General features: G+C 58.8%; 25 protein-coding genes. 15 read left to right on the top strand and 10 right to left on the bottom strand.

Going from position 1 to position 26,007, the window contains the following annotated elements; all coding sequences use genetic code 11:
- Positions 1-17: 17 nt before the first annotated feature.
- The gene (locus SLH49_RS05785) at positions 18-503 is read left to right on the top strand and encodes a PaaI family thioesterase (protein ID WP_320268194.1); all 486 of its coding nucleotides are present in this window, start codon (positions 18-20) and stop codon (positions 501-503) included.
- Here the strand turns inward: SLH49_RS05785 and SLH49_RS05780 are convergent.
- Positions 465-1,532 (bottom strand): DUF2235 domain-containing protein, encoded by a 1,068-nt coding sequence (locus SLH49_RS05780; RefSeq protein WP_320268523.1) that lies wholly within the window; start codon positions 1,530-1,532, stop codon positions 465-467. The two genes, SLH49_RS05785 and SLH49_RS05780, sit on opposite strands and share 39 nt — an antisense overlap.
- Positions 1,519-3,819, bottom strand: coding sequence for a xanthine dehydrogenase family protein molybdopterin-binding subunit (locus SLH49_RS05775; RefSeq protein WP_320268193.1), 2,301 nt, complete (start codon positions 3,817-3,819; stop codon positions 1,519-1,521). Before SLH49_RS05775 ends, SLH49_RS05780 begins: the two co-directional genes overlap by 14 nt.
- Positions 3,820-4,104: 285 nt before the next feature.
- On the opposite strand from SLH49_RS05775, the gene SLH49_RS05770 reads away from it, so the two are divergent.
- The 6 genes from SLH49_RS05770 to SLH49_RS05745 all read left to right on the top strand — a co-directional run bounded on the left by SLH49_RS05770 (position 4,105) and on the right by SLH49_RS05745 (position 9,951).
- Entirely contained in the window at positions 4,105-4,266 is a 162-nt protein-coding gene (locus SLH49_RS05770; protein ID WP_320268192.1) for a hypothetical protein, read from the top strand.
- Between the two features lie 35 nt (positions 4,267-4,301).
- Positions 4,302-4,679 carry a hypothetical protein gene (locus tag SLH49_RS05765; protein ID WP_320268191.1) on the top strand — a complete coding sequence of 126 codons (378 nt, stop codon included), beginning with the start codon at positions 4,302-4,304 and terminating at the stop codon, positions 4,677-4,679.
- 168 nt (positions 4,680-4,847) lie between these two features.
- Positions 4,848-7,949 carry a valine--tRNA ligase gene (locus SLH49_RS05760; RefSeq protein ID WP_320268190.1) on the top strand — a complete coding sequence of 1,034 codons (3,102 nt, stop codon included), beginning with the start codon at positions 4,848-4,850 and terminating at the stop codon, positions 7,947-7,949.
- Positions 7,942-8,457, top strand: coding sequence for a GNAT family protein (locus tag SLH49_RS05755; RefSeq protein ID WP_320268189.1), 516 nt, complete (start codon positions 7,942-7,944; stop codon positions 8,455-8,457). The genes SLH49_RS05760 and SLH49_RS05755 overlap by 8 nt, the downstream gene beginning before the upstream one ends.
- A gap of 141 nt (positions 8,458-8,598) precedes the next feature.
- Positions 8,599-9,717: a pyridoxal phosphate-dependent aminotransferase gene (locus SLH49_RS05750; RefSeq protein ID WP_320268188.1), complete on the top strand. Its 1,119-nt coding sequence runs from the start codon at positions 8,599-8,601 to the stop codon at positions 9,715-9,717.
- A gap of 48 nt (positions 9,718-9,765) precedes the next feature.
- Positions 9,766-9,951: a hypothetical protein gene (locus SLH49_RS05745; RefSeq protein WP_320268187.1), complete on the top strand. Its 186-nt coding sequence runs from the start codon at positions 9,766-9,768 to the stop codon at positions 9,949-9,951.
- Between the two features lie 24 nt (positions 9,952-9,975).
- On the opposite strand, the gene SLH49_RS05740 is transcribed toward SLH49_RS05745, so the two are convergent.
- Entirely contained in the window at positions 9,976-10,347 is a 372-nt protein-coding gene (locus SLH49_RS05740; protein WP_320268186.1) for a helix-turn-helix domain-containing protein, read from the bottom strand.
- 108 nt (positions 10,348-10,455) lie between these two features.
- Here SLH49_RS05740 and SLH49_RS05735 point away from each other — a divergent pair, with 108 nt between their 5' ends.
- Positions 10,456-11,172, top strand: a complete 717-nt coding sequence (locus SLH49_RS05735; RefSeq protein WP_320268185.1) for a glutathione S-transferase family protein — start codon at positions 10,456-10,458, stop codon at positions 11,170-11,172.
- A gap of 28 nt (positions 11,173-11,200) precedes the next feature.
- Here the strand turns inward: SLH49_RS05735 and SLH49_RS05730 are convergent, their stop codons facing one another.
- Positions 11,201-12,394: a pyridoxal-phosphate-dependent aminotransferase family protein gene (locus SLH49_RS05730; protein WP_320268184.1), complete on the bottom strand. Its 1,194-nt coding sequence runs from the start codon at positions 12,392-12,394 to the stop codon at positions 11,201-11,203.
- A 131-nt stretch (positions 12,395-12,525) separates the two neighbouring features.
- On the opposite strand from SLH49_RS05730, the gene SLH49_RS05725 reads away from it, so the two are divergent.
- Together SLH49_RS05725 and SLH49_RS05720 are read left to right on the top strand one after the other, a co-directional pair.
- Complete coding sequence (locus SLH49_RS05725; protein WP_320268183.1) at positions 12,526-14,316, top strand: ABC transporter ATP-binding protein; 1,791 nt, start codon at positions 12,526-12,528, stop codon at positions 14,314-14,316.
- Positions 14,309-15,043, top strand: coding sequence for a folate-binding protein (locus tag SLH49_RS05720; protein WP_320268182.1), 735 nt, complete (start codon positions 14,309-14,311; stop codon positions 15,041-15,043). The genes SLH49_RS05725 and SLH49_RS05720 overlap by 8 nt, the downstream gene beginning before the upstream one ends.
- A gap of 34 nt (positions 15,044-15,077) precedes the next feature.
- On the opposite strand, the gene efp is transcribed toward SLH49_RS05720, so the two are convergent.
- The gene (efp, locus tag SLH49_RS05715) at positions 15,078-15,641 is read right to left on the bottom strand and encodes an elongation factor P (RefSeq protein WP_320240665.1); all 564 of its coding nucleotides are present in this window, start codon (positions 15,639-15,641) and stop codon (positions 15,078-15,080) included.
- Positions 15,642-15,860: 219 nt separating this feature from the next.
- Between efp and SLH49_RS05710 the strand changes: the two genes are divergently transcribed.
- Entirely contained in the window at positions 15,861-16,184 is a 324-nt protein-coding gene (locus SLH49_RS05710) for a DUF6280 family protein (RefSeq protein ID WP_045998630.1), read from the top strand.
- A 54-nt stretch (positions 16,185-16,238) separates the two neighbouring features.
- Here the strand turns inward: SLH49_RS05710 and SLH49_RS05705 are convergent, their stop codons facing one another.
- Positions 16,239-16,820 carry a cobalamin biosynthesis protein CobQ gene (locus SLH49_RS05705; protein ID WP_320268181.1) on the bottom strand — a complete coding sequence of 194 codons (582 nt, stop codon included), beginning with the start codon at positions 16,818-16,820 and terminating at the stop codon, positions 16,239-16,241.
- A gap of 52 nt (positions 16,821-16,872) precedes the next feature.
- Between SLH49_RS05705 and SLH49_RS05700 the strand changes: the two genes are divergently transcribed.
- Positions 16,873-18,324: a cobyric acid synthase gene (locus SLH49_RS05700; protein WP_320268180.1), complete on the top strand. Its 1,452-nt coding sequence runs from the start codon at positions 16,873-16,875 to the stop codon at positions 18,322-18,324.
- Here the strand turns inward: SLH49_RS05700 and SLH49_RS05695 are convergent.
- The 4 genes from SLH49_RS05695 to SLH49_RS05680 all read right to left on the bottom strand — a co-directional run bounded on the left by SLH49_RS05695 (position 18,321) and on the right by SLH49_RS05680 (position 22,732).
- A complete protein-coding gene (locus SLH49_RS05695; protein ID WP_320268179.1) occupies positions 18,321-19,058 on the bottom strand; it encodes a hypothetical protein in 738 nt (245 codons plus the stop codon). The genes SLH49_RS05700 and SLH49_RS05695 overlap by 4 nt on opposite strands.
- 89 nt (positions 19,059-19,147) lie before the next feature.
- Positions 19,148-20,521 carry a TolC family outer membrane protein gene (locus SLH49_RS05690; RefSeq protein ID WP_320268178.1) on the bottom strand — a complete coding sequence of 458 codons (1,374 nt, stop codon included), beginning with the start codon at positions 20,519-20,521 and terminating at the stop codon, positions 19,148-19,150.
- Positions 20,522-20,579: 58 nt separating this feature from the next.
- Positions 20,580-21,233: a protein-L-isoaspartate O-methyltransferase gene (locus tag SLH49_RS05685; RefSeq protein ID WP_320268177.1), complete on the bottom strand. Its 654-nt coding sequence runs from the start codon at positions 21,231-21,233 to the stop codon at positions 20,580-20,582.
- A gap of 92 nt (positions 21,234-21,325) precedes the next feature.
- Positions 21,326-22,732, bottom strand: coding sequence for a helix-turn-helix domain-containing protein (locus tag SLH49_RS05680; RefSeq protein WP_320268176.1), 1,407 nt, complete (start codon positions 22,730-22,732; stop codon positions 21,326-21,328).
- A 176-nt stretch (positions 22,733-22,908) separates the two neighbouring features.
- Between SLH49_RS05680 and SLH49_RS05675 the strand changes: the two genes are divergently transcribed.
- The 3 genes from SLH49_RS05675 to SLH49_RS05665 all read left to right on the top strand — a co-directional run bounded on the left by SLH49_RS05675 (position 22,909) and on the right by SLH49_RS05665 (position 25,995).
- Positions 22,909-23,886: a tripartite tricarboxylate transporter substrate binding protein gene (locus SLH49_RS05675; RefSeq protein ID WP_320268175.1), complete on the top strand. Its 978-nt coding sequence runs from the start codon at positions 22,909-22,911 to the stop codon at positions 23,884-23,886.
- 78 nt (positions 23,887-23,964) lie between these two features.
- Complete coding sequence (locus SLH49_RS05670; protein WP_320268174.1) at positions 23,965-24,456, top strand: tripartite tricarboxylate transporter TctB family protein; 492 nt, start codon at positions 23,965-23,967, stop codon at positions 24,454-24,456.
- A gap of 12 nt (positions 24,457-24,468) precedes the next feature.
- Positions 24,469-25,995, top strand: a complete 1,527-nt coding sequence (locus SLH49_RS05665; RefSeq protein ID WP_320268173.1) for a tripartite tricarboxylate transporter permease — start codon at positions 24,469-24,471, stop codon at positions 25,993-25,995.
- Positions 25,996-26,007 lie beyond the last annotated feature (12 nt).

Here is a 26,007-nt window from a genome sequence, read left to right as displayed (position 1 = left end):
ACGCCCGGAGAAAGCCGATGTTCGCCGCCCAATCATTGTCAGAACTGCCAGATCAGGATGCGATCCTGTCCATGTCGGGCCTTGAATTCATGCAAGGGGTTCTGGAGGGGAAGATCGCGCGACCACCGATTTCGGCCCTGCTACACTATGAGCTCGACAGTGTGGAAAAGGGCAAGGTCAGCTTTCGCGGCACGCCGAGCTTTGATCACACAAACCCGATGGGCGGCGTGCATGGCGGCTGGTACGGCACGCTTTTGGACAGTTGCATGGCTTGCGCCGTCATGACGATGGTGCCGAAAGGGTCGGTTTACACGACACTGGAATACAAGGTGAACCTGACCCGCGCGATCCCACTGGATACCGAGATTATCGCCACAGGTGTGATCGACCATGCCGGGCGATCCACCGGTATCTCACATGGTGAGATACGTGGTGCCGCTGACGGCAAGCTTTATGCAACCGGATCAACCACTTGTCTGATTATGCAGATCAAGAGGGACTGACGGCGCCTTTCCCGCCTCCACGACACTTGGATGGATGCTTTCGGACATATCGCGCCCGATCAGGCGTTTGCGGCGCGACAGAAAGATTTTTGACCACCCGATCCAGTTCCCAACCGACCGGGCATTCGGGTCGCATGGAAACCTCCCCCGCCACCCATCGGGCAACGGGACCTGACACATTTCCAGCCTTTCCAGCATCCAGACCAGCGGGATATTGGCGAGCGGGCGCGCTGCCGGGCGCAGTTCGACCTGCCCGCCCACATCGCCATGGTTGCCGCGAAACCAGACCTGTTCCATATTGCCCTGCCAGCCGGGCGGGCAGGACCACATCACCGGCGCATAAGCCTCGCGCCGTTCGTCCATGGCGAGCGCATGAAATCCGTTACGGATATGGCCGCCCAAGGCATGGTTGTGAAAGTCATGCGTGGCCTGCGCCCAGCGCCAGATGATGGGCAGGCGCAACCCCAGCGCCTTGACCGTGTCCCAGACCGCCACCGCCTCGACCTGCACATCCGGATGGCAGTAGTGGTCGCGGAAATCCTGTGCGATGGGGCTGCGCGCGCCGGTGCGATAGTGGCGGTAGGCCTGCCGGACCGCGCGGACCGTCGCGCAATCCGCTTTGACCAGCCCAACGAGATCAATGACACCCGCCAGGGACCGCACGGCATAGGCCCCGCGCGAATAGCCGATCAGAATGATGTCATCGCCGGGCCGATAGCGGGAGGCGACAACGCCATAAGCACGTTCAATCTGTCGGTTGATACCCTTACCGGTCATCACGCCCCAGGTGCCGCGCCAGTCACGCCATTGGATGCCAGCCTCGTAATACACTGTCAGGTTGGCACTTTGGCTGACCTCACGAAGGAGCTTGAATGTCAGACCGGCATTGGTCTCGGCCCCCGGTTCCAGCGAGGACATCGTGCCATCCAGAATGACCACATGTACGGCCTTTCCGCGCCCGCGGACGCCGCCTTCTTCGGTGCGCGCACGGCGCCCGAAGAGGCCAAAGAACCAGTCACGCAGCGGCACTGTCATCCTTGGCCGCCTGAATGGCCTGCCAGATCCGGTGCGGCGTGAATGGCATATCGACTTGCCGCACGCCGATCTCCCACAGCGCATCAACCACGGCATTGCTGACAGCGGCGAGCGCGCCAACCGTGCCCGCCTCACCGCAACCTTTCATCCCCATAGGATTGTAAAGCGATGGGGTACATTCCGTCGAAAAACCAATCATGGGGATATCATCGGCACGCGGCATGCCGTAGTCCATAAACGTTGCGGTGAGAAGTTGTCCGTCTTCATCAAACACCACGCGTTCCGTCAGTGCCTGACCGATCCCTTGCGCCACGCCGCCATGTATCTGCCCCTCAACCAGCATCGGATTGATCAGATTGCCGAAATCATCCACGACCGTGTAGCGGTCGACGGTGACAACGCCGGTTTCGGGATCAATCTCAACCTCGGCCACATGGGCACCATTGGGAAAGCTGCGATTGTCCAGCTTGATCCGGGCGGAATGGGTGAGAAGATTATCGCGCCCGGCATCGCGCGCCATCTCTGCCGCCTCGAGCATGGTGGGGCTCAGGTTGGAATTGGCGATGCGAAAGCGCTCGTCATCAAAGCTGACATCCTGAGGGTCAACACCTTCGGCATCAGCAAGAAATGCGGAAAAGGCCGTGACCATCTTTTCGACCGTAGCAAGAGTGGCGGTATTCTGCACCGTGACTGAACGGGAGCCGCCTGTGCCCCCACCAACGGCAATGCGGTCGCTGTCGCCCTGGATAACCGAAATTCTTTCGGCGGGGATACCGGTCTGATCACTCAGGAACTGCGCGTAAACTGTCTCGTGCCCCTGCCCGTTGGATTGCGTGCCGACATAGATCACCGCACCATCGCCTGCGAACTCAACTGTCGTCGTCTCGGCGGGGTCGCCCAGAATGCTTTCGATATAGTAGCAAAGCCCCTGCCCGCGCAGCCGCCCCGCAGCCTCTGACGCGGCCTTGCGCGCGGCAAAGCCCGCACGATCCGCCTCGCGCGCGGCAGAATTCAGGACCTGCATGAAATCGCCCACGTCATAGGTCACACCGCTGACCGTGGTGTAAGGAAACTGCGCTGGCGCGATAAAGTTCTTTTCCCGCAACATCCAAGGGTCTACCTCTAACTGGCGGGCAGCCTCGTCCATGATGCGCTCTAACACAAAAATCGCCTCTGGCCGCCCGGCCCCACGGTAGGCATCAACTGGTGTTGTATTGGTAAAGATACCGCATGTGCGCATATAGGCCGTCTGCACATCGTAGGTGCCCATCAGGACCTTGGCGAAAAGATCGGTCTGGATTGCTTGCGCAAATTGGGAATTATAAGCGCCCATATTCGCAATCGTATCAACATGATAGGCGGTGATGCGATAGTTAGCATCAAAGGCAAGTGTTGCCGTCGTGGTCAGGTCGCGACCCGCATTGTCCGACAGCATGGCCTCGGTCCGTTCCGACATCCAGCGCACGGGCCGGTCCAGAACGCGGGCGGCGTGTGCGACGCAGAAAGGCTCGGCATAACGCATTGCCTTCATGCCAAAACCGCCCCCAACATCGGGGTTTGTGACGCGGATCTGATCCTCTGGCAGATCGAAATGCCGGGCAAGATCACTTTTGGTGCCCCACACGCCCTGCCCGTTGAAGGCGACGTGCAGCCGGCCATCGGTGACTTCAGCATAGCAGCCGCGCGGCTCCATCGCGTTGACGATGATGCGATTGTCGAAAATTTCGGCGGTGACGACATGGGCGGCACTGGCAATCGCGGATTGCGCGGCGTTCGCATCGCCCATGGCCCAATCAAAGGCGAGATTATCGGGCGCCTCTGGATGGATCGCGTCACCACCAATGGCGAGATCGACATGCACCGGCAGATCGTCGATCTCAAGCATCACGACCTCGGCTGCATCCTTGGCCTGTTCCGGGGTCTCGGCCACAATCATCGCCACAGCCTCGCCCACATGCCGCACGCGGCCCTGCGCGAGGATGGGACGCATGGGCGCGGCACCTCTTGAGCCATCGCGGTTTGTCACCGTCACGCCCGCCATGCCCAATTGGACACCGACGGCCACGAGGTCGTCTGCGGTGACTACAAGGTGCACGCCGGGCATATCTGTCGCCTCGGTGACGTCGAGTTCAGTGATCTCGCCATGCGCGACGGAGGCGCGCAGGAAGTAGGCACAAAGCGCACCTTCCGGCGCGATATCATCGACATAGCGGCCATGGCCGGTGAGAAACCGCAGATCCTCAACCCGTTTGACGGACTGGCTTTTGCCGAACTTTTCCATAGCATCCTCTTACGTCGCTGCGAGGCAGACCCTAGCGGGCATGCGCGCCAAGTCCAGCACGATCGGGCACATGCTGCCGACCGGTTTATGAAATTCGGCTGAAGCTCGGGTGGGGAGGTGTGTCAGCGAAAGAATCTGCGGATAACTTCGTGTACTTTTCAATAATTTATCAGAGGATTTTACATTTTTTACCAGACCTGAGGAATAAACCTCAGGCCGCCGGCGTAGACCTTGTGAATGGCGGATGCACCGCCTGCATATGACCACACAACAAGGAGATCGCACATGTTACGTACTGTCCTGATCGCTGCATGGCTTCTGAGCCTGACCGCCGGACACACAGCTGCGGCCAATCGGGCTGATGCCGGACAAGCCGCGTCGGCCCAGCAGCAAGAAGACGAACGTAGCCAGAACCGGCGCGTGGAATTCAAAATCGTATCCAACTGACCCGATCCGCCTCAACCTTTGCAAAGAGACATATTATGAGACTTTCCGCTATCGCACTTTCCCTCGTCCTTGGTCTTGCCGCCTGTGATGCTTACGCGAGCAGCAACCCCACACCGCCTGTTGCCGTGGTCAATGGCATCCTCGTCGATGCCAACCAGATGAGCCTTTACACCTTTGACCCCGACACCGCGATTGCATCCGCCTGCAACGCAAGCTGCGCGCGCAATTGGCCACCACTCACGGCGCCCGCAAATGCAGATGAGAGCGGCAAGTTCTCCACAATCACCCGCATCGATGGGACCAGGCAATGGGCCTATGACGGCCAGCCCCTTTATCTGTGGATCAACGACCGGCGGCCCGGCGACCGAAACGGCGACGGTGTTGGCGGCAACTGGCACCTCGCACGTCCATAAACCGAGATTTTCCCGAGCCCATTACCCCCAAAGTCATTTACTCACGCGCATGCGGCCTGTCGTTTCTTTTCCCGGCGACAGGCCGTTTTTTGTGGCCCGCTCCGCAAACCCTTTTCCTTCCCGCCCCCCTCGGCTATCTGAGCCCAAACCGAAATGGGACATCCGATCATGCCGATGGAAAAGACATTCAATGCCGCCGAGGCTGAGCCGCGCATCTACAAGATGTGGGAAGACTCCGGCGCGTTCAAAGCGGGCGCCAATGCGTCACGGGACGAGACGTTCTGCATCCAACTCCCGCCCCCCAACGTAACGGGTCACTTGCATGTGGGCCATGCCTTTAACCACACGCTGATGGATATCCTGACCCGCTGGAAGCGGATGCAGGGCTATGACACGCTCTGGCAGCCGGGGCTGGACCATGCAGGCATCGCGACCCAGTTGATGGTTGAAAAGGACATGGCCGCAAAGGGCGAGAACCGGAAGCGGTCAGAGATGCCGCGTGACGAATTCCTCGCCAAGGTCTGGGAGTGGAAAGCCGACAATGGCGGCGTGATCGAAAAACAGGCCCGCCGCCTGGGCGACTCGATGGATTGGGAGCGCTCCGCCTTCACCATGTCCGGCGCCGAGAGCGCGCCAGCGACCGAGAAGCCCGGCAATTTCCACGACGCGGCGCTCAAGGTCTTTGTCGAGATGTACAACAAGGGCCTGATCTATCGCGGCAAATACCTCGTCAACTGGGACCCGCATTTTGAAACCGCGATTTCCGACCTCGAAGTTGAGAATATCGAGGTTGACGGCCACATGTGGCACTTCAAATACCCGCTCGCGGGTGGCGAAACTTATGAATATGTGGAGAAGGACGAGGACGGGAACGTCACGCTCCGCGAAACCCGCGACTATATCTCCATCGCCACGACGCGGCCTGAGACGATGCTGGGCGACGGTGCCGTTGCGGTAAACCCGAAGGACGAACGCTACGCCCCGATCGTCGGCAAGCTCTGCGAAATCCCGGTGGGGCCCAAAGAACACCGCCGCCTGATCCCGATCATCACTGACCTCTATCCGGACCCCGATTTCGGCTCCGGTGCGGTCAAGATCACCGGCGCGCATGACTTCAACGACTACGAAGTCGCCAAGCGCGGCAATATCCCGATGTACAACCTGATGGACACGAAAGGCGCCATGCGGGCGGATGGGAAACCTTACGCGGAAGAGGCCGCAGTGGCCCAGCGCATCGCGAATGGCGAACAGGATTTCGACGAGAACATGATCGCCGCCATGAACCTTGTGCCCGATGAGTATCGCGGCCTCGACCGGTTCGAGGCGCGCAAACGCGTCGTCGCCGACATCACGGCCGAGGGCAACGCGGTGATGACCAACGTGACCAAGGAGGTCGAAGGCGAGGAAATCACTGAGACAATTCCTTTCGTTGAATCCAAGAAGATCATGCAGCCCTTCGGCGACCGCTCCAAGGTCGTGATCGAGCCGATGCTAACCGACCAATGGTTCGTCGACAGCGCCAAAATCGTCGGCCCCGCGTTGGAAAGCGTTCGCGAAGGGCGCGTCAAAATCATGCCCGAGAGCGGCGAAAAGGTCTTTTACCACTGGCTGGAAAATATCGAACCCTGGTGCATCTCGCGCCAACTCTGGTGGGGGCACCAGATCCCGGTTTGGTATGGGCCAAAAGCGCAAACCAGACCTGCCACAGAAGACGACTGCCGGAAATTCAAGACGGCCGATTGGCCATTCAAAAGTGGCGTAGAGATCAAGGTTGGCGAACCAATCCAAGAGTTTTCGGACGATGAGTGGATACCATTCTGCGCCCCAACATTCGATGAAGCGAAAGCACGTGCACGGGAATACTATGATGGCTTAGACATCGTCGTCGACCTAGACGCCTACGAAGGTGCTGCACCGTCAAAAGAAGCTGCGCAAAACGTCGATGTTTTTGACGTTTGGCTTTACCGCGACCCCGACGTTCTCGACACGTGGTTCTCCTCCGGTCTCTGGCCCTTCGGCACGCTCGGTTGGCCCGCTGACGACCCGGCGATGAAATACTTCCCCGGTGACGTGCTGATCACCGGACAGGATATCCTGTTCTTCTGGGTCGCGCGCATGATGATGATGTCCGAGGCGGTTCTGCACAAGGAGCCGTTCCACACCGTCTATCTCCACCAACTCCTCCGCGACGCGAAGGGCGAGAAGATGTCGAAAACGCGCGGCAACGTCATCGACCCCCTTGATATGGTCGACGCCTACGGCGCCGACGCCTTGCGCATGTCCAACGCCGCAATGGCAGCCCTCGGCGGCGTTCTGAAAATCAGCGAAGACCGGATCAAGGGCTACCGCAATTTCGGCACGAAGCTCTGGAGTGCAGTCAGCTTCGCCGAGCACTACAAAGTGCCCTACCCCGGTGATCCTGAACGCCCCAAGGTCAGCGAAACGATCAATGCGTGGATCATTGGCGAAACGGGGAAGGTCAGAGAGGCGGTCGATAACGCGCTGGAGGCTTACCGTTTCAATGACGCCGCCGACGCGCTTTACGCCTTCGTTCGGGGTAAAGTCTGTGACCGCTATCTGGAATTCGCCAAGCCCATTCTTCAGAGCGATGACGGCACTGCCAAAGCTGAAACGGAATTGGCTCTGCGCTGGGTACTTGACCAGTGCTTGATTCTTCTCCACCCAATCATGCCCTTCATTACCGAGGAGTTATGGGGCATGGCAGACAACCGCAAAGAAATGTTGGTTCATGCGGATTGGCCGACCTACGGAAAAGAACTGGTCGATTCTGCGGCAGATCGCGAGATGAATTGGGTCATCAATCTGATTGATGGGATTCGCTCCGCCCGCGCGCAAAGCCGTGTTCCTGCTGGCGACGATATCCCCCTTCTTGTGAAAGATCTGGCGGAAAATGGCCAATCTGCTTGGGATATCAACCAAGCGATGATCAAACGTATGGCCAAAGTCGCGAGCCTGACGCATGTTGACGGCTTCCCCAAGGGCTGCGTGACCATACCGATGGAGGGCGGCACGTTTGGCATCCCTCTGGCTGACCTGATCGACGTCGAGGAAGAAATCACGCGTCTGGAAAAGACACTCCAAAAGCTGAGCAAGGAACTCGGCGGGTTGCGGGGACGGCTGAACAACCCCAAATTTATCGCCTCCGCCCCGGATGAGGTCGTGGCGGAAGCGCGCGAAAACCTTGCCTTGCGTGAAAACGAGGAAACCCAGATCAAAGCCGCCATCGCGCGGTTGCAGGAAATTGGCTGACGTCACGCTTCGCCCGCCAGAGGCGGGTGATGCGGCCATCCACTTTGCGCATCCGCCGGAGCCAGAGATCGTGCGGATGTATGGCGGCGATCCCGCGCATCCTCCGCAGGCCAACATGGCGCGGTCCAAAGGGTGGCTGGCGTGGCTGCAAGACCACCGTTTTGGGCGGGTTATTCTTGCTGATGGCAAACCTGTTGGCGAGGTCCGGCTGCACACCTTCCGGGATGATGAAAAGGTGGCCAGCCTCGCGATTGGCCTTTTCGCGACGCGGTATTTAGGCGGGGGTATCGGGCGGCGGGCTATCCGCCTCACGCTCGCTGCAGCATTCGATACGTATCACCTCGACCGGGTCGATCTGAGGGTTCTGTCCTTCAATACCCGTGCCATTCGCTGCTACGCGGCCTGCGGGTTCAAGCATGTCGCGACCGAACGCGTCGCTATTCTGGGCGAGCCAGAAGATGAATGGCTGATGTCATGCGACCGGATCAATTGGGCGGGCGACAGGTAAAAGACGGGTTTCACCGGGCGTTTTCGACGAACAAGATGGACGAAATCGCGCGCCCTTTGCCCTGACTGCGCATTGCGGTCATGCAGGGGACATTTCCCTGCCAGCTTGCACCCGGTTCCCCGCCCGGCTTATCTACCGCCCATGACCAAGCCTCAACTCACCCCGCTCGCTCAATCACTGCCTGCCACTGTTCCCTTTGTCGGGCCTGAAAGTCAGGAGCGGCAGCGGGGCAAGCCGTTTCTGGCCCGGGTCGGGGCCAATGAAAGCCCGTTCGGCCCCTCGCCCAAGGCCATTCAGGCGATGCAGATGGCGGCGGCGGAAGAGGTCTGGATGTATGGCGATCCGGAAAGCCATGATCTGCGCCAGGCGCTGGCTATCCATCATCAGGTGCCGATGGACAATATCATCATCGGTGAGGGGATCGACGGGCTGTTGGGGCTGCTGGTGCGGCTTTATGTGGGGCCGGGCGACGCGGTTGTGACCTCTGCCGGTGCTTATCCGACCTTCAATTACCATGTCGCGGGTTTCGGCGGGCAGGTCCACGCGGTGCCTTACACGGACGATCATGAAGACCCGGTCGCCCTTGTCGAAAAGGCCATCGCGACGGGTGCGAAACTCGTCTATATCGCCAATCCCGATAACCCGATGGGCAGTTGGCACAATGCCGCGGTCATGACCCAAATGGTTGCAGCGATACCTGCCGACTGCCTGCTGATTATTGATGAGGCCTATATCGAGCTTGCGCCCGCTGGCACTGCACCGCCATTCGACCTGAGCTCGCCCAATGTCATTCGCCTGCGCACTTTCTCAAAGGCTTATGGAATGGCGGGAGCGCGCGTCGGTTACGGGATTGCGGCGGCAGAGGTGATCGCGGGCTTTCACCGGGTGCGCAACCATTTCGGGATGTCGCGGATCAGCGTTGCGGGCGCGATTGCGGCCTTGGAGGACGATTTCTGGCTCAGCCACGTGGGCGCAGAGGTCGCGGTGGCCAAACAGGCCATCGTTCAAGCGGTGGAGGCGAATGGGTTGACAGCACTGCCATCGGCCACGAACTTTGTCACGATCGATTGCGGGCGTGACGGGGCCTTTGCCAAGGCTGTTCTGGCAGAGTTGATTGATGCGGGGATCTTCGCGCGCATGCCATTTGTCGCCCCGCAGGACCGTTGCATCCGGGTCAGCTGCGGCAAGCCAAGCGCGATGACCGCCTTTGCGGGCGCCTTGCCACGGGCATTGTCCCGCGCACACGAAAAATTAGGGTGATTTTCAGCACCGCTCCGCTAGGGTTGCCGGGACAGCCAAGGAGGCCCCATGTCGCACCGCCAACCCATTCAGCGGGTCGAAGATTACACCGATGCGTTCCTGACCACGTTGGGCGTGCTGCTGTTCATGGTCTTTTGGATGATTGCCGCTGCGCTGGGTTATGTCTGGGTGGTGATCGCGGCCTATGGTTTTGATCTGGCTGTGAAATGGATTGGCCGTATCAAGAATGGCTGAGGTGTTGCCTTGGCAGCGAGGCCGTCAAGGCGCGTATTTCTGGTTTGGCAGGCCCTCGCTCCAACGGCGAAGCTCATCAAGAAACCCAAGCGCGGTGCGACCGAATGCGGTGATTTCATAGCGGACGGAAAGTGGTTTGGTCTCGCTGATTTCACGATGGACCAGACCTTGCGCCTCAAGCTGTCGCAACCGTTCGATGATCATCTTCTTGCTCGCCCCGCCGATCATGCGCGACAGATCGTTGAAACGCACCGGGCCGTCCTTGAGGTGCCAGAGGATGGAGCCCGTCCATTTCCCGCCAATGATCCGCATCCCCCGCTCAATCGCACAAGGGGTCATGCAGGCATTGTCGACCGACTTGCGGCCCTGCGGGTCTTGTCGAATGCGGGCATCCATCAGTGCTCTCCTTCCGCGGGTCAGGTTACAAAAAGTATACTAGTTGATCTTCATCAATGCACGTGCAGTTTGAAAGGCGCCTCACCTGCCCTTTGACTGGAGTTGAAGATGTCGCAACCTGCCATCCACCTTTACACCGCCGCCACGATGAACGGCTACAAGCCTGTGATCTTTCTCGAAGAGGCGGGCGTGCCTTATGACCTGACGCCCATCAACTTTTCCAAACAGGAACAGAAAGACCCTGATTATCTGCGGCTGAACCCGAACGGGAAAATCCCGACGATTGTCGACCGTGATGAGGACCGTGCGATTTTTGAAAGCGGCGCGATCCTGTGGCATCTGGCCGAAAAGTACGGGAAGTTCCTGCCCAAGGACCCGCTGGGTCGGTCAGAGGTGATGCAATGGATCTTCTTCCAAGTGGGCCATGTGGGCCCCATGATGGGACAGGCGATGTATTTTCAGCATATTGCGGCACCGAACGGGCATGAGGAACCGTTCTCGATCAAGCGTTATGTGGATGAATCACGTCGCTTGTTGGAGGTGCTGGATGGGCATCTCGCGGACCGCACTTGGCTCGCCGCGGGTGAGTACACGATTGCAGACATGATGACCTATCCGTGGGCGCGCGCCTATGTTTGGGCGCGGGCCAGCGTTGCGGGGCTGCCCAATCTTCAAGCCTGGTTTGACCGGATCGACGCGCGCCCGGCGGTGCAAAAGGCGCTGACCATCCCCAAGGCGAACCCGCAATTCTGGGATGCCAGCGCTGATGCTAGCGCCTTTGCCAAGGAGAACGCCGCGCGTTTTGCGAGCGATGTGAAATCCTGATTTCACCGGACGGCGATGTTCGCTGTCCTCAAACGACGGGGGCAGAACCGCCCTTCGCGATCACTTTTGTGGCCGCCTCCAATGCACCGCTGCCATGCGGGATCTCAAGCGCCTTCAAACCGGCATCAATCGTGCCCAGAACCCCCATGATCATATGGGCGTTCACGTGCCCCATATGACCGATGCGAAAAAAGGCGTCCGCGGGCTCTCGCCCCAGTCCGATGCCAAGGGTCAAGCCGCATGTATGCTCGCACCAGTAACGCAGCTTGTCGCCAAGCGGTGAGCCGATGGCCACTGCCGTCACGGCGTGAGACCGACAGGCAGGATCAGCGATATTCAGATGCATCGGGCCGTCAGACGACCATTTGTCAAACGCCGCCCAGATCGTTTGGGCAAGGGTTGCATGGCGGGCAAAAACGGCCTCTAACCCCTCATTCATGATGATGTCGAGCGCCTTGCGCAGCCCATAAAGATGATGGGTCGGGGCGGTGCCGTCGAAATATTGAAAATACATCTCTGGCTTGGTGCGCGGGCGCCAGTCCCAATAGGTGGTCACGCAATCGCCGCGTGCCGCATCGGCCTTGTCATTGTACCAGACAAAGCTGATCCCGGCTGGCGTCATCAGGCCCTTCTGGCAGCCCGACACCATGACATCGACACCCCAGGCATCCATCTCAAACCGGTCACAGCCGAGGGACGCGATGCAATCGGCCATCAAAAGCGCGGGGTGACCCGCCGCATCCATAACCGCACGGAGGCCGGCAATGTCGTTCTTAACGCTGGTCGAGGTGTCCACATGGACCGCGAGCACAGCCTTGATCCGGTGGTCCTTGTCGGCGGTGAGGTAATCCTGCACCTGGGCCAGATCGATGGGTGCCGCCGGACCGTAATCAATGGTCTCGACCTTGGCACCTATCCCGGCGGCCATCTCACCCCAACCGATGCAAAAACGGCCCGTGGCAAGCACCAGCACCGTGTCACCGCGCGACAGCACATTGGCAAGGGCGGCTTCCCACGCCGCATGCCCGTTGCCGATATAGATGGCCACATGCTGATCGGTCATCGCGACCTTTTTCAGGTCTGGTATCAACCCGTCGGTCAGGTCGTGTAACTCGCCCTCATAGATATTGGGCGAGGCGCGATGCATGGCTTGTAACACTGCATCAGGCATGACTGACGGGCCCGGAATGGCAAGATAGGCACGGCCGTTCGAAAGGGACATGAAGTGAGGGACTTTCGTTGTAATTTTTAGGGACAGTAACGCCCGCATGCGGCCCGTCAAGCGGGCCTCGCTTGCTCCTCCACCTGATTTGCGATTAGACGCATATAGCACGCGATGACAAAAGGCTTTCCATGGCACCGCCCGTCCCTGAATCCGGTAAAGAGCAGTCGCAATCTGCCACGTCGCTGTTTTGGTGGCTGTGGAAAGACTACCTGCGCGAACACAAATGGTTGCTTGTCGCGGCGATGCTGTTGATGGCCGTCGAAGGCTCTATGCTGGCATTGCTTGCCAGGCTTGTTGAGCCAATGTTCGATCAGGTTTTCGCCGCCGGAGACACCAATGCGCTTTATTGGGTCGGTCTGGGCGTGATGATGGTCTTCATAATCCGCGCGCTGACCTCATCCGCGCAAAAAATCCTGATGGCCTATATCAAGCAATTGGCCTCTGCCGCAATGCGGCGACACCTTTTGCGGCATATGCTGTCGCTTGACAGCTCATTTTATCAAACCCACCCGCCGGGACAGCTTATTGAGCGGGTACAGGGTGACGTGAATGTCATCAACTCGGTCTGGGGCAGCATCCTTACAGCACTTTCGCGCGACCTGATCGCGCTTGTGGGGCTGATGAGCGTGGCCATTTCGGTTGACTGGCGCTGGACGCTGATGGCGATCGTCGGTGTCCCACTTCTGATCATGCCCTCCCTGCTGGTGCAATCATATATCCGGCGTCGGTCGCGCAGCGCCCGGCAGATTGCCGGTCAAATCTCGACCCGGCTGGACGAGGTCTTTCACGGCATCAACCCGATCAAATTGAACGCGCTCGAAGAGTATCAGGCCAAGCGCTATGATGGTCTTTTGAAAAAGTCGATCGAGGTGAATGTGAAAACCGCCGCCGGGCAATCGGCCGTACCAGGCCTGATCGATATCATGACCGGTATCGGCTTTCTTGGCGTGCTGATCTATGGCGGGTCCGAAATCATAGCCGGCGAAAAGACCAGCGGTGAGTTTATGAAGTTCTTCACCGCGATGGGCCTCGCCTTCGATCCGTTGCGACGTCTGGGTGCGATGTCCGGCCAATGGCAAATGGCGGCCGCGAGTGTTGAGCGGCTGCAATATGTCCTCAATCTCAGGCCCACAATCCTGTCACCCGCCGAGCCCAAGGCACGTCCCGAAGGCTCGCCCGAGATCACGTTCGATGACGTGCATCTAAGCTATGGCGAATTGCCCGTTCTGCACGGGGCGAGCTTTACCGCCAAGGCAGGCAAGACCACGGCGCTTGTGGGCGCGTCCGGGGCGGGCAAGACGACGGTGTTCAACGTGCTCACACGGCTGGTCGAACCCTCAAGCGGTGAGGTGAAAATCAACGACCTGCCGGTTAACGCGATCAACCTTCAGGACTTACGCAGCCTCTTTTCGGTCGTCTCACAGGATTCCGCCCTATTTGACGAAACCGTGCGTGACAATATCCTGCTGGACCGCACAGATGTGGGCGAGGCAGAACTGGCCAAAGTACTGGATGCGGCCCATATCAGCGACTTCATCAGCAAGCTGGAAGATGGTCTGGACGGCCAGGCGGGACCGCGCGGCTCAAAGCTGTCGGGCGGCCAGCGGCAGCGGGTAGCGATTGGCCGCGCGCTTTTGCGCAATACGCCTATCCTGCTACTGGACGAGGCGACCAGTGCGCTTGACACGAAATCCGAGGCGATTGTGCAAGAAGCGCTGGAACGGCTGTCCGAGGGGCGCACAACGCTTGTAATCGCGCACCGGCTCTCGACCGTGCGCAATGCGGATTCCATCGTTGTGATGGATCAGGGTCGGGTTGTCGATCAGGGCACGCATGATGCGCTTCTTGAAAGGGGCGGCATCTATGCCGATCTTTACAACATGCAATTCAAGCGAAACGAGGACGACCCCAATGCATGACAGGACAGTCATCGCGCTGAGCGGCGCGGATCGCGTTTCGTTTTTGCAAGGCCTTGTCACCAACGATGTCGCGGGGGTCGAAAGCCGGATCATCTACACTGCCTTGCTGACACCGCAGGGCAAGTTCATTGCTGATTTCTTTGTGCTGGGCGAGGCAGAGCGCCTGCTGATCGACGTCGCCAAAAGCCACGCGGCACCGCTGGCGCAGCGGCTGATGATGTACCGGTTGCGGGCGGATGTGGACATTGCCGAGACCGACATCATCGTCTCACGCGGCCGCGGGGCAGCGCCCGAAGGCGCCCTGCCCGACCCGCGCCATCCCGACCTTGGCTGGCGCGCCTATGGCGACAGCAATATCAGCGATGACACCGACTGGGACGCGCTGCGCGTTGATCTGATGATCCCCGAGACTGGTTCGGAACTCACGCCTGACACCTACGTGCTCGAGGCCGGGTTCGAGGCGCTGAATGGTGTTGACTTCAAGAAGGGCTGCTTTGTCGGTCAGGAAATCGTGGCGCGGATGAAGCACAAGACAGAGCTGAAGAAGGGCCTCGCGCAGGTCAGTATCGACGGCGCAGCCCAGCCCGGCGATGCGATCACATTCAACGGCAAGCCTGCGGGAACGCTGCATACCGTGGCCGCAGACAAGGGGCTGGCCTATCTGCGCTATGACCGCGCGACTGGACCGATGCAGGCCGGTGATGCGACCCTGACGCGGCTGAAATAGCCTTGCAGCGATGCAATTTTAAGGCGAGCGGCGCTTAAGCGCGTTCCGTGTATTCGAAGGTTTCGGTGTTGACGACGATGTCCTCATCCTGCGCGACGAATGGCGGGATCATAACGCGCACACCATTATCCAGCACCGCTGGCTTAAAGCTGTTGGCGGCAGTCTGACCTTTGACAACCGGCTCGGTCTCAACCACCTTGCAGGTCACCTTCTGGGGCAAGCTGACATTCAGCGCCTCTTCACCGTAATACTCGATCTGCACGACCATCCCGTCCTGCAGGAACGGGCGCCGCTCACCGAGGATATCGGAGGGGAGTGCGATCTGTTCATATGTCTCGCTATCCATGAAGGTCAGCATGTCGCCGTCTTCAAAAAGGAACTGCTGATCCTTCTGATCCAAGCGCACACGCTCAACCTTGTCCGCAGACCGAAACCGTTCATTCAGCTTGCGGCCATCACGCAGGTTCTTCAGTTCGACCTGGGCAAATGCACCGCCCTTGCCGGGCTTTACGTGGTCGACCTTCACAGCCGCCCACAGGCCACCATCATGCTCCAGCACATTTCCTGGGCGAATTTCGTTACCGTTAATCTTGGGCATTGTCCGATCCTGGCCAAATTGTGGCAAGTGGTTGAAAAATTGGTTAATCCGGCCTATATCGCGACGGTGCGGTGCTGACAAGGCCACACAATAGCCACCAGGGACCCCTCGCTATGCACTGAATGCATGGCTGCTATGCAAAAAGAAAATCCCCGAATCGGTTCGGACACTGCATAAAGGCGGTCACGCGAGAACTACAAGAGCAAAAAGGGAAACAGAATGAGAGATTTTGTCGACGGTACAGCGTTCAATAACGAACAGGGCAACCGTGCACGCAAGCTGTTTGCCGCCGTCGTACTCGCTGCTCTCGACGATGCCATCGCCGATGACAAGAAATACGGAAACGGCCCCGAACAGATCGCCCGCTGGGCACGGTCGCGCGACGGTCGCGAGGTTCTGTCTTGCGCCGGGATCGACCCCAACGAACGGGTTGTCGAAGGATTGATGGAATTCGTAGGGAAAGGTGTGCGGACATCCGTCGCCCTGTCCCGCGAAGAGAGCGAGCGCCGGAATGCTGCCGAGCAGGAAGCGCGCGCAGCATAGGGCTTCCGGTCTGACCGAAGTGAAAAAACGCGGCTCTGGGTGGGCCGCGTTTTTTTATGCGGACCCGCCAAACATCAGCCAAAAGATGAGGACGGGTGCGGCCTCTGCGGCAGCAAGTGCGACGATCAGCACGCGCATCTTCCAGCCCGTGAACCGCTGCCAAAGCAGACGTGCTAGGAACAGGCACAATACAACCTCAAGCGGACCAACGATGTTGCCGTAATGGTCACCGTCCCAGTAGCTGACGGGGCTTTCAAAAATCCACGTACTGATCGGCCAGAAATGGGCGCGGCCGTCATCATTGTGCAGCAGAAAATCCAGACCCAGATGCAGCATGGCCGCTCCGCAAAGGGCGATGACAACCGGCGCCCGCCAGATCAGCCCCATCACAAGCGCGATACCCCACAGCACCATGGAATTGTCGATGCGAAAGACACTTTGCCAGGCGTCCGAGAAATAGAGCTGGCCAAAGACCGTTTCGGGAGATGTGCCGAGCACCAGAAGGTGCCAGCTCGACAGCAGGTAAAGCGACAGGTCCGGCAAAAGCGCACCTGCGAGCGCTGCGGCAGTCACCTTTGCGGCATTGGGTTTGCCAAAGGCCGCGAGACCAATAATCAGATGCGCTGGCGTGTTCATGCTCTTCCCTCACGCTCGATGCGCGCCTATGAAACTAGCTGAGGGAGAGCGGATGACAAAGGCCATCATGATACAAGGCGCCGGTTCCAATGTCGGCAAATCCATTCTGGTGGCTGGTATTGCGCGGGCATGTGTGAGGCGTGGATTATCCGTTGCACCCTTCAAACCGCAAAACATGTCCAACAATGCCGCTGTGACCACCGATGGGGGCGAGATCGGGCGCGCGCAGGCGCTGCAGGCGCTGGCCTGTGGGCTAGAGCCGCGCGTGGATATGAACCCGGTCCTGTTGAAGCCGGAGTCGGATATTGGTGCTCAGGTGATCGTGCAGGGCCAACGCTTTGCCACGATGAAGGCACGCGATTACGGCAAGCAGAAATCGACCCTCTTGCCGCCGGTGCTTGAGAGTTTTCGCAAGATCGGCAAGGGCCGCGATCTGGTGATTATCGAAGGCGCGGGCAGCCCGGCAGAGGTCAATCTACGTGCTGGTGACATCGCGAATATGGGCTTTGCCGAAGCCGCAGATGTGCCTGTCGTGCTGATCGGCGACATCGACCGGGGTGGTGTGATTGCGCAGATGGTGGGCACCCATGCGGTCCTGCCAGAGAATGACCGCGCGCGGATCAAGGGCTTTGCCATCAACAAGTTTCGCGGTGACACGACGCTATTTCATGACGGAATGGCGATGATCGCGGAGCGGACCGATTGGGCGCCCCTGGGGATCGTGCCCTGGTTCACAGATGCCTGGAAACTGCCGGCCGAAGACGTGATGGACATCGCCAGCAGAACGGGTGGCACGCTCAAAATCGCCGTTCCGCGTCTGAACCGGATCGCGAATTTCGATGATCTTGACCCGCTTTCGGCCACGCCCGGTGTCTCGGTCGAAATAATCTCCGAGGGGCGGCCCCTGCCCGGCGATGCCCATCTGATCCTGATCCCCGGTTCCAAATCCACAATCGCCGATCTTGCGCATTTCCGCGCGCAGGGCTGGGATGTTGATCTGGCCGCGCATATCCGTCGCGGTGGGCATGTGCTGGGCGTTTGCGGCGGGTATCAGATGCTGGGGCATGAGATCGCTGACCGAGAGGGGATCGAAGGGGTGCCGAGCATTGTGCAGGGGCTTGGGCATCTCGACATAAGCACTATCATGAAGCCGCAGAAGCGGCTGGCCCGGTCGCGGGCCGTTCACGTCGCAAACGGCGAGGCGCTGGAAGGCTATGAGATCCATATCGGTGAAACAACCGGCCCCGATTGCGAGAATGCCTGGCTTGAGATTGATGGCCGCGCCGAAGGGGCAGCAACACGCAACGGGCAGATCAAAGGCTGTTACCTGCACGGGCTTTTCAGCAGCGATGGGTTCCGTCAGAGCTTTCTAAGTGCCTTGGGCCAGCCCGTTGCCGCACATGATTATGCCGCTGGTGTGGACGAGACGCTCAACGCACTCGCACAGCATCTGGAAACGCATCTCGATTTAGACGGGTTGCTCGCTCTGGCGGGAGAAGTTTAGTCCAACCCACGTGCCATAAAGGCGCGGTTAATCTCACGCCGGACCAGCTTGCGCACGTTGCGGGTGATCTTTTCGCCCAATTCGCCTGCCAACTCATCACGAATGATTTCCGTCACCATCACGCGCAAGGTGTCGTCTTCCATATCGTTCATGATGTTGTGCGCCACTTCGCGCACGCCAAAGGCCTTGGCCACCTCATGCGCGATTTGCGAGGCGATATCGGGCGGGCTTAACGTAGGGTCAGCATCTTTTTGCTCAACTTCGGGCGGTGCTGTTGACGCATCAGGTTCGGCCACGCCGGTAACGTCCGGCTCAGGCGCTTCTTCAACCGCTTTAGACGAATCGGAATCGTCGCTTTCGGTGATCTCCTCGTCCCAAACCTCAACCGGGAAATCCTCGGCATCGTCGTCGTCCCAAGCATCTTCGGGCGACGTTACGGCAGCTTCAAGCTCGGCTATCGTCGCCTCAAGGTTTTCGCGTTCCGGCTGCTTACCGACATCCAGATGGTGGACATTCGACACCGGCTCCTGCGCGATGCGGCTATATTCCATTGGGGTTTCCGCTGTCTCCATAGCGTCGCTGTCGGCCTCATCGTCGACGCGATTGGCCGGTGTCAGCACCAGCAATTCTGACTTCACACGGCGGCGCTGCGGCGCTGCTGGTTGACTGCTTACAAAACCACGGACTGAAGAGAGAAATTTCTCGATTTCATCTGTGCGTATACTATCGGACATAAAAACATCACCGTTTCCGCACCCCACCTGGTTAACGCTAGCGCATACGCAAGGCGCAAACAACAGGTGGCTGCAGAACGGAACGTTGCTTATTCGCGACCAATCGCCTCAAGCACACGTTCAAGCGCTTGGCCTTGCGGCGACAGAAGCTCTGGCGAGTCTTTGGCCAGATTGTAGTAGACCGATGGATCGTATTGCTGGATCGGAAGGTTCAAGTGATCTGCGGTGAGTAGGCCCAAGGCTGACAGGAGCTGATATGATGCGAACACCTCATCCGCCTGCGCAGAAATGAGGTTCGTTTCGGCATCGAGAAGCTCCTGTTCGGCATCCAACACATCCAAGGTGGTGCGCGCGCCCAATGTCGCCTCTTCGCGCACACCCTGAAAGGCAACGCGCGACGCCCGAATTTGCTCGTTCGAGGCCTGCCTTGCCGCCCGCGCCACCTGAAGTGATGCAAATGCATTCGTCACTGCCTGTTCAACGCTCAGAACCGTCAGGTGCAGACCGGCGCGGGCGGAGTCGCGATTGGCCTTCAGCTGTCGGATCTGACTGGTCAGCGCCCCGCCGCTATAGATCGTCTGCCCGACATTGACACCGAGTTGCACGGTTTCATTGGAATCCAGATCCGTGGACACAAAACTGTTGAGCGATACGCTTGGCCCCAAAGCGGCCTCTGCACGGCGGATACCCAGTTCGGCTGCGGCAACGCTATGCTGAACCTCGAGCACGCTGGGATTGTTGCGCACCGCAAAAGCGCGCGCGTCGGCCAGGTTGCGCGATACGGGTGCCGGGCTCACGGCAGAGACAGTGCCCGGCGCGCGGCCGACAGCCACACGGAAGCCTTCAATCGAGATTGCCAGCGTGCCTTCGGCGCTAGCCAATTGGCTGCGGGCGGACGCGAGCCGTGCCTCGGCCAAGGCGACATCTGTGCGCGTGACTTCGCCCACGTCAAAGCGGTCTTGTGCAGCACGAAGTTCCTGGGTGATCAGACGCACATTGTTCTGGCGAAGCTCCACAAACTCACGATCCCGCAGAACGTTCACATAAGCCTGCACCGCATTCAGAAGCACATCCTGCTCGATCCCGCGCAAGGTCTGGCGGGTGCTGAGCACAATCTCCTTTTGGGACTCGATTGCAAACGCGTTCACGCCAAAGTCGTAAAGCGTCAAAGCCGCGTTAAACTGCAAGGTGCGGGAATTGACGACGGCGAAATCACCCGATGGCTGAGCATTGTTCCACGTACGATTGGCCCGAAGCGACCAATCCACGACTGGCAGCGTGGCGGCAACTGCTTGCGCCACGTCTTCATCTGCCGCACGCAGCAGTGCCTGATTTTGCTCTAAAAGGCCTGAATTGTTGTAAGCAGACGTCAGCGTATCAGCGAGCGTCTCGGCTTTGGTCATCGAAGCTGATAGCAGCGATGCGACAATGGCCGCCGCCGCAAGTCCGGTCCGTTTCATCATGTTCTGCTCTCACCTACATCGTTGTTATTGAAACGTACCAACGCACAAAGTGGATGACCTAGAGTGCGAATACGTCCTGTTTTTCGAAACCCGGTAAGACTGGCGCACCTGCATTGAAGCTAAAGCGCCAGTTGACCACACCATCAATCTTGTAACCGATGCGGACGACACCCAATGTCCCTTCCGCAAAAACACAGGCGATCCGACCGCCTTCACGTAACTGATCTTCTAAAGCAGCGGGTACTTCGGCCACACCACCCTGAATGATAATCACGTCATAGGGCCCAGACTTTGCCGCACCCTCTGACAGGGTGCCATGCATGACGGCTGCATTATCAACCCCGTGTTCGGATAACAGCGCCTGCGCCTCTTCCGCCCGGCCTGCATCATCTTCGACCGCAACGACGAAATCGCAAAGATGCGCCAGAAGCGCTGTCGAATACCCAAGCCCACATGCAATATCGAGACTGACCTCGTTTGGCTGGATATCCAAGGCGTCAAGCATCTTTGCCAATGTCCGCGGCTCCAACAGCACGCGGTCGCCACCGATATCCAGATTTTCCCCGATATATGCGGCCTCGCGCAAACGGTCCGGCACAAAGGGTTCGCGTGGCACCGACAGCATCGCATCAATGATCGGAAACTTCGTGACATCCGAGGGACGCACCTGCGTATCAACCATCATCGTGCGGCGGGCGGTGTAGTCGGTCACGATCTAAACTCTTTCGTTCAGTAGCTTTGATCTCGTCATGCCACAGAACTCGTCAGTCAGCAACAATTGATGCACGGGCGGGCCGGCAGAACTCAGCTTTCATATCGGGTCGAGCCGCGTCGATTGGCATCGACCGGCAAATGCACATGTAAGGGCTCATGCGCACGCTGTGCACAAGCCTGGCGCGGGCAAATGTGACAGTTAATTCCAATCTTGGCGATCTGCGTCTCATCGCTCAGATCAAACGGATCGGCATAGCCGACACGTTTGACATGCGCCCGCTCACAGCCAAGTGCGACGACGAGGCGACGATGCGCCGTCCTGCGATCCATGCGCGGACGATCCGTAGTGCGACTGAAGGTAAAGAATTGGCCGGAATCAGGCAGCTCTACAAACTGGGTCACAATCGTCCCGGGTGCGGCAAAGGCTGTGTGAATGTTCCAGACCGGACAAGACCCGCCCTGTTCGGCCAGTGTAAAGGGTGTTGCGTTGAACCGTTTGGTGACGTTGCCGGCCTCATCAATCCGCAAAAAGAAGAAAGGCACGCCTTGCGCACCCTGTCGTTGCAATGTCGTCAGGCGCTGGCACGCCATCTCGAACGTCACGCCAAAGGTTGCGGCGATGCGATCCACATCATAACGACATGCCGCCGCCTGTTTGAGGAACGGGTCGTAGGGCATCAGGACCGCCGCGGCAAAGTAATTGGCCAGTTCCACACGGCACCGCGCCCGCCCCGCTTCTGACGCCGCGCCAAATGTGGCCACCAGATCATCGAGCAGATGGGCACAGCTGACCAGCGCCACAATATGGGCCAACTGAAAGCAGCGGTTGATCGGGTCCAACATCTCCGACAGGGTGACGACACCGCGTTTGCGATCAAAGACCCGCAATGTATCTGGCATTTCATCATACGATTTGACGGCCACATCGATGTGATAACGGTCATGCAGATACATCTTCAGATTGGCATATATATCGTCACGCGCCCCGCCAATCGCGTCGCGTGCCGCGTCCGCCGCCGCCTCAAGCGCCGGGAAGTGATTGCTGTTCTGGCGGAAGAAGTCGTGGATGGCTGCCTCGGCCGACGTGGCCAAGAGATCGGATCGTGCGCCGGGCTGATCCATATGCTGGAGATTTCCCAACATAGCCCGATGGTTTTGGTGCAACTCAAGAAACTGCGCGACAAGACGCGGAGCATGATCAAGTGCGGCACGCAGTTCCTGCAAATCCGGACGGTCAGTTGACAGGGCCGGGTCCCGGACCGCTGCGCGCAAATCGGCCAGTTGCGTCGCACTATGATCGTTCACCAGGGCGCGCCAATCGACCCCATATGATTCTGTCAGCGCGAGCAGAACCTTGACTGACAGACTGCGCTGATTGTTCTCAAGCAGATTCACATACGACGCACTCACGTTCAGGTTGCGCGCCATTTCAGCTTGTGTTTGGTTGTAAGAACGGCGCAATTGTCGCAATTGCGGGCCAACAAGCGTTTTTGTCATGTTTACAACATTACAATACTTCTGATTGTAGACGCAACAATTAACATCCGAACGCTATTTTTGGTGAAGTTTTGCTGCTGCGGCCTAGCTTCAAAATCGTAGAGGCGTTGTTTCCCGTTATCCCCGATTGATTCGTATTTCTGCTACTCGCCTCTGAAGTCTAAGGGAGTAACAATATGACTTATCCAATCACCCGTCGTTTCGCCATTGCTGCTGCTGCATCACTCGGCCTTCTGTCTGCAGCGCCAGCCGCGGCCGAAGGGTGGACGCCTGAACGTCCTGTCGAAATGGTCATCATGGCAGGCACAGGTGGCGGTGCTGACAGGCTTGCACGGCTGTTCCAATCCATCATCCAAAAAGAAAACCTGTCGACAATGCCTATTCTGCCCGTGAATAAGGGCGGCGGTTCTGGTGCGGAAGCACTGCGCTATCTTGCCGATAACGAAGGTGAGAACCACCTCATCATGGCAACGCTGAACAGCTATTACACAACACCTCTGCGCAACGATATCGGCGTTGATATCGAAGAATTCACACCCATCGCCCGCATGGCGCTTGATACATTCGTCCTTTGGGTGAATGCCGATAGCGACATCGAAACGCTGGACGACTATGTTGCAGCCGTACAGGCGTCAGGTGGCACCTGGAAAATGGGTGGCACGGGAACAGGCCAGGAAGACAGCCTTGTCACAGCGATGCTTGAGAACGAATTCGGCATCTCGGTGACCTATGTACCGTTCTCAGGCGGTGGTGATGTGGCCCGCAACCTTGTGGGTGGTCATATCGACTCCTCTGTAAATAACCCATCCGAGGCTCTGGGCTTCTTCCAGGCTGGACAGGTGCGCCCAATTGCGGCCTTCACACCAGAGCGTATCCCGGCGCTGCCCGACACACCGACCATGGGCGAGCTTGGTCATGATCTGGTTTACTGGATGCAGCGATCCTTCGTGGCACCTGCGGGCATGGCTCCAGAGGCCGTGGCCTACTACACGGAGATGTTCGAGAACCTGAGCGCTTCCGAAGAGTGGCAGACCTACACTGCAGAGAAGGCTTTGATGGCTGATTTCCTGACCGGTGAAGAACTGCAGGCCTACTTCCTCGAAGAGCGCGAGAAGCATGCCGACCTTCTGAACACGATGGGTGAAGGCTCTTAATCCTTCCCCTCCCAAGCGGGCATGGCGTCCCTCGCGCCATGCCCATTTCAAGAATACTACCAAGAAACGAGACATTTCATGCTGCTGGCTGACCGTCTGATCGCCGTGGGCCTGATGGCCCTGTCCGCTTACTTTATGTGGCATGCCTATGCGCTGCCCATCGGCTGGAACGGGATGACGGGCGGTCCTGGTGGCGGAGCGTTTCCATTCTGGCTGTCGGCCATCATGTTCATCTGTGCGGCAGGCATTCTGATCAGGTCTTTCCGCGGCGCCATGCCCGATACCGGCGCGTTTTTCGACACCGAAACACTTGGCTCCGTTGTCAGCGTGGTTGTCGCACTGACCGTCACGGTTGCCCTCATGTCATGGCTCGGCGCCTACATCGTGCTGCCGCTTTTCCTGTTCTGGTACCTGAAGATCTTTGGCAAACACAGTTGGCTTCTGACGCTCTGCGTGACCATCGGCACGCCGATCTTTCTGTTCATGTTTTTCGAGGTGACACTGAAAATCCTGCTGCCGAAGGGGCTGACCCAGCCGCTTTTCGTGCCGCTTTACGCTTACTTCTTCTAAGGGGCGGCGCGCATGGAACTCCTTGGACATCTCGCCGACGGCTTTGCCACCTCCCTGTCACCATTGAACCTGATGATCGTGATCCTCGGCGTCACGGCGGGCCTTTTTATCGGGGCGATGCCGGGCCTTGGGTCGGTCAATGGCGTGGCCATCGTGCTGCCACTGACCTTCATCGTGCCGCCCTCATCGGCGATCATCCTGCTCGCAGCGATTTATTACGGCGCGATGTATGGCGGGGCGATCAGTTCGATCCTGCTCGGCATACCCGGCGCTTCGACCGCTGTTGCCACCACCTTTGACGGGCGACCGATGGCGCAACAGGGCAAGGCGGGCCTCGCGCTGATTGCCGCCGCAACGGCTTCATTCGTGGGCGGTACGATCTCCGTCGTCCTCTTCACCCTTTTTGCGGCCCCACTGGCCGATGTCGCACTCGCCTTTGGCCCGCCGGAAGAATTCGCCCTTGTGCTGCTGGCCTTCACGACCTTTGTCGGCCTTGGCGGCGATGACGTCTTGAAGACGATAATTATGATTTGCCTTGGGCTGGTCCTGTCGACCGTCGGCCTTGATCTGATCTCTGGCCAACCACGGCTCATCTTCTTCGATCAGCCCGGCTTCTATGCCGGTATCAGCTTCCTTGTACTCGCGATCGGGATCTATGGTGTAGGCGAAATTCTTTACACGATCGAAACATCCAAATCCGCCCCATCCGTGACGCCCGCAAAAATCACGTTCAAAGAGCTGAAATACGGCTTCAAAGAAATGAACAAGCTCTGGCGAACCATGAGCTTTGGGTCCTTCATGGGGTTCTTTGTGGGGATGCTGCCTGCGGCGGGTGCCACCCCGGCGGCATTGATGGCTTACGGTTTGGCCAAACTGACCTCAAAAACCTCCGCCACATTCGGAAAAGGCAATATCGAAGGGGTTGCTGCACCTGAGACTGCGAACAATGCAGCCTCAACAGGCTCATTGTTGCCAATGTTGACACTCGGCATCCCCGGATCGCCCACAACGGCCCTCCTCTTGGGCGGCATGGTGATGTGGGGCCTTGTCCCCGGACCGATGCTCTTCATCGACCAGCCTGATTTTGTCTGGGGCCTGATCTCATCCCTTTACACCGCAAACCTCGCGGCGGTGCTTGTAAACCTCGCGCTGATCCCGATCTTTGTCTGGGCCCTACGCATGCCGTTCACAGTGCTTTGCGCCATCGTGCTGATCCTCTGCCTCGTCGGCGGCTTTGCCCCCAGCCAAAAGCTGCACGACGTCTGGCTGATCGTAGGCTTCGGCGTTGTGGGCTACTTGCTCCGCAAAGCGGATTACCCAATGGCCCCGCTGGTCCTGGCCCTCGTCCTTGGCCCGCTGATGGAGCGTAGCTTCCGCCAGACCCTCATCTCCGAGCAAGGCAACATCATGGCATTTGTCGAACGTCCGCTTTCCGCTACCTTCATTGCGTTAAGCGTGATCTTCTTCCTCTTGCCCTTGCTCAATGTCCTGCGCCGCCGGATGCGCCCCAAAACGACCGCCGGAAACCCGGCTGAATAAGATAGGAATACC

The sequence above is a fragment of the Cognatiyoonia sp. IB215446 genome (assembly GCF_033963825.1).
Classification (GTDB): Bacteria; Pseudomonadota; Alphaproteobacteria; order Rhodobacterales; family Rhodobacteraceae; genus Yoonia.
The sequence above is the reverse complement of the archived record's forward strand: the minus strand, read 5'-3'. Positions and strand labels throughout refer to the sequence as shown.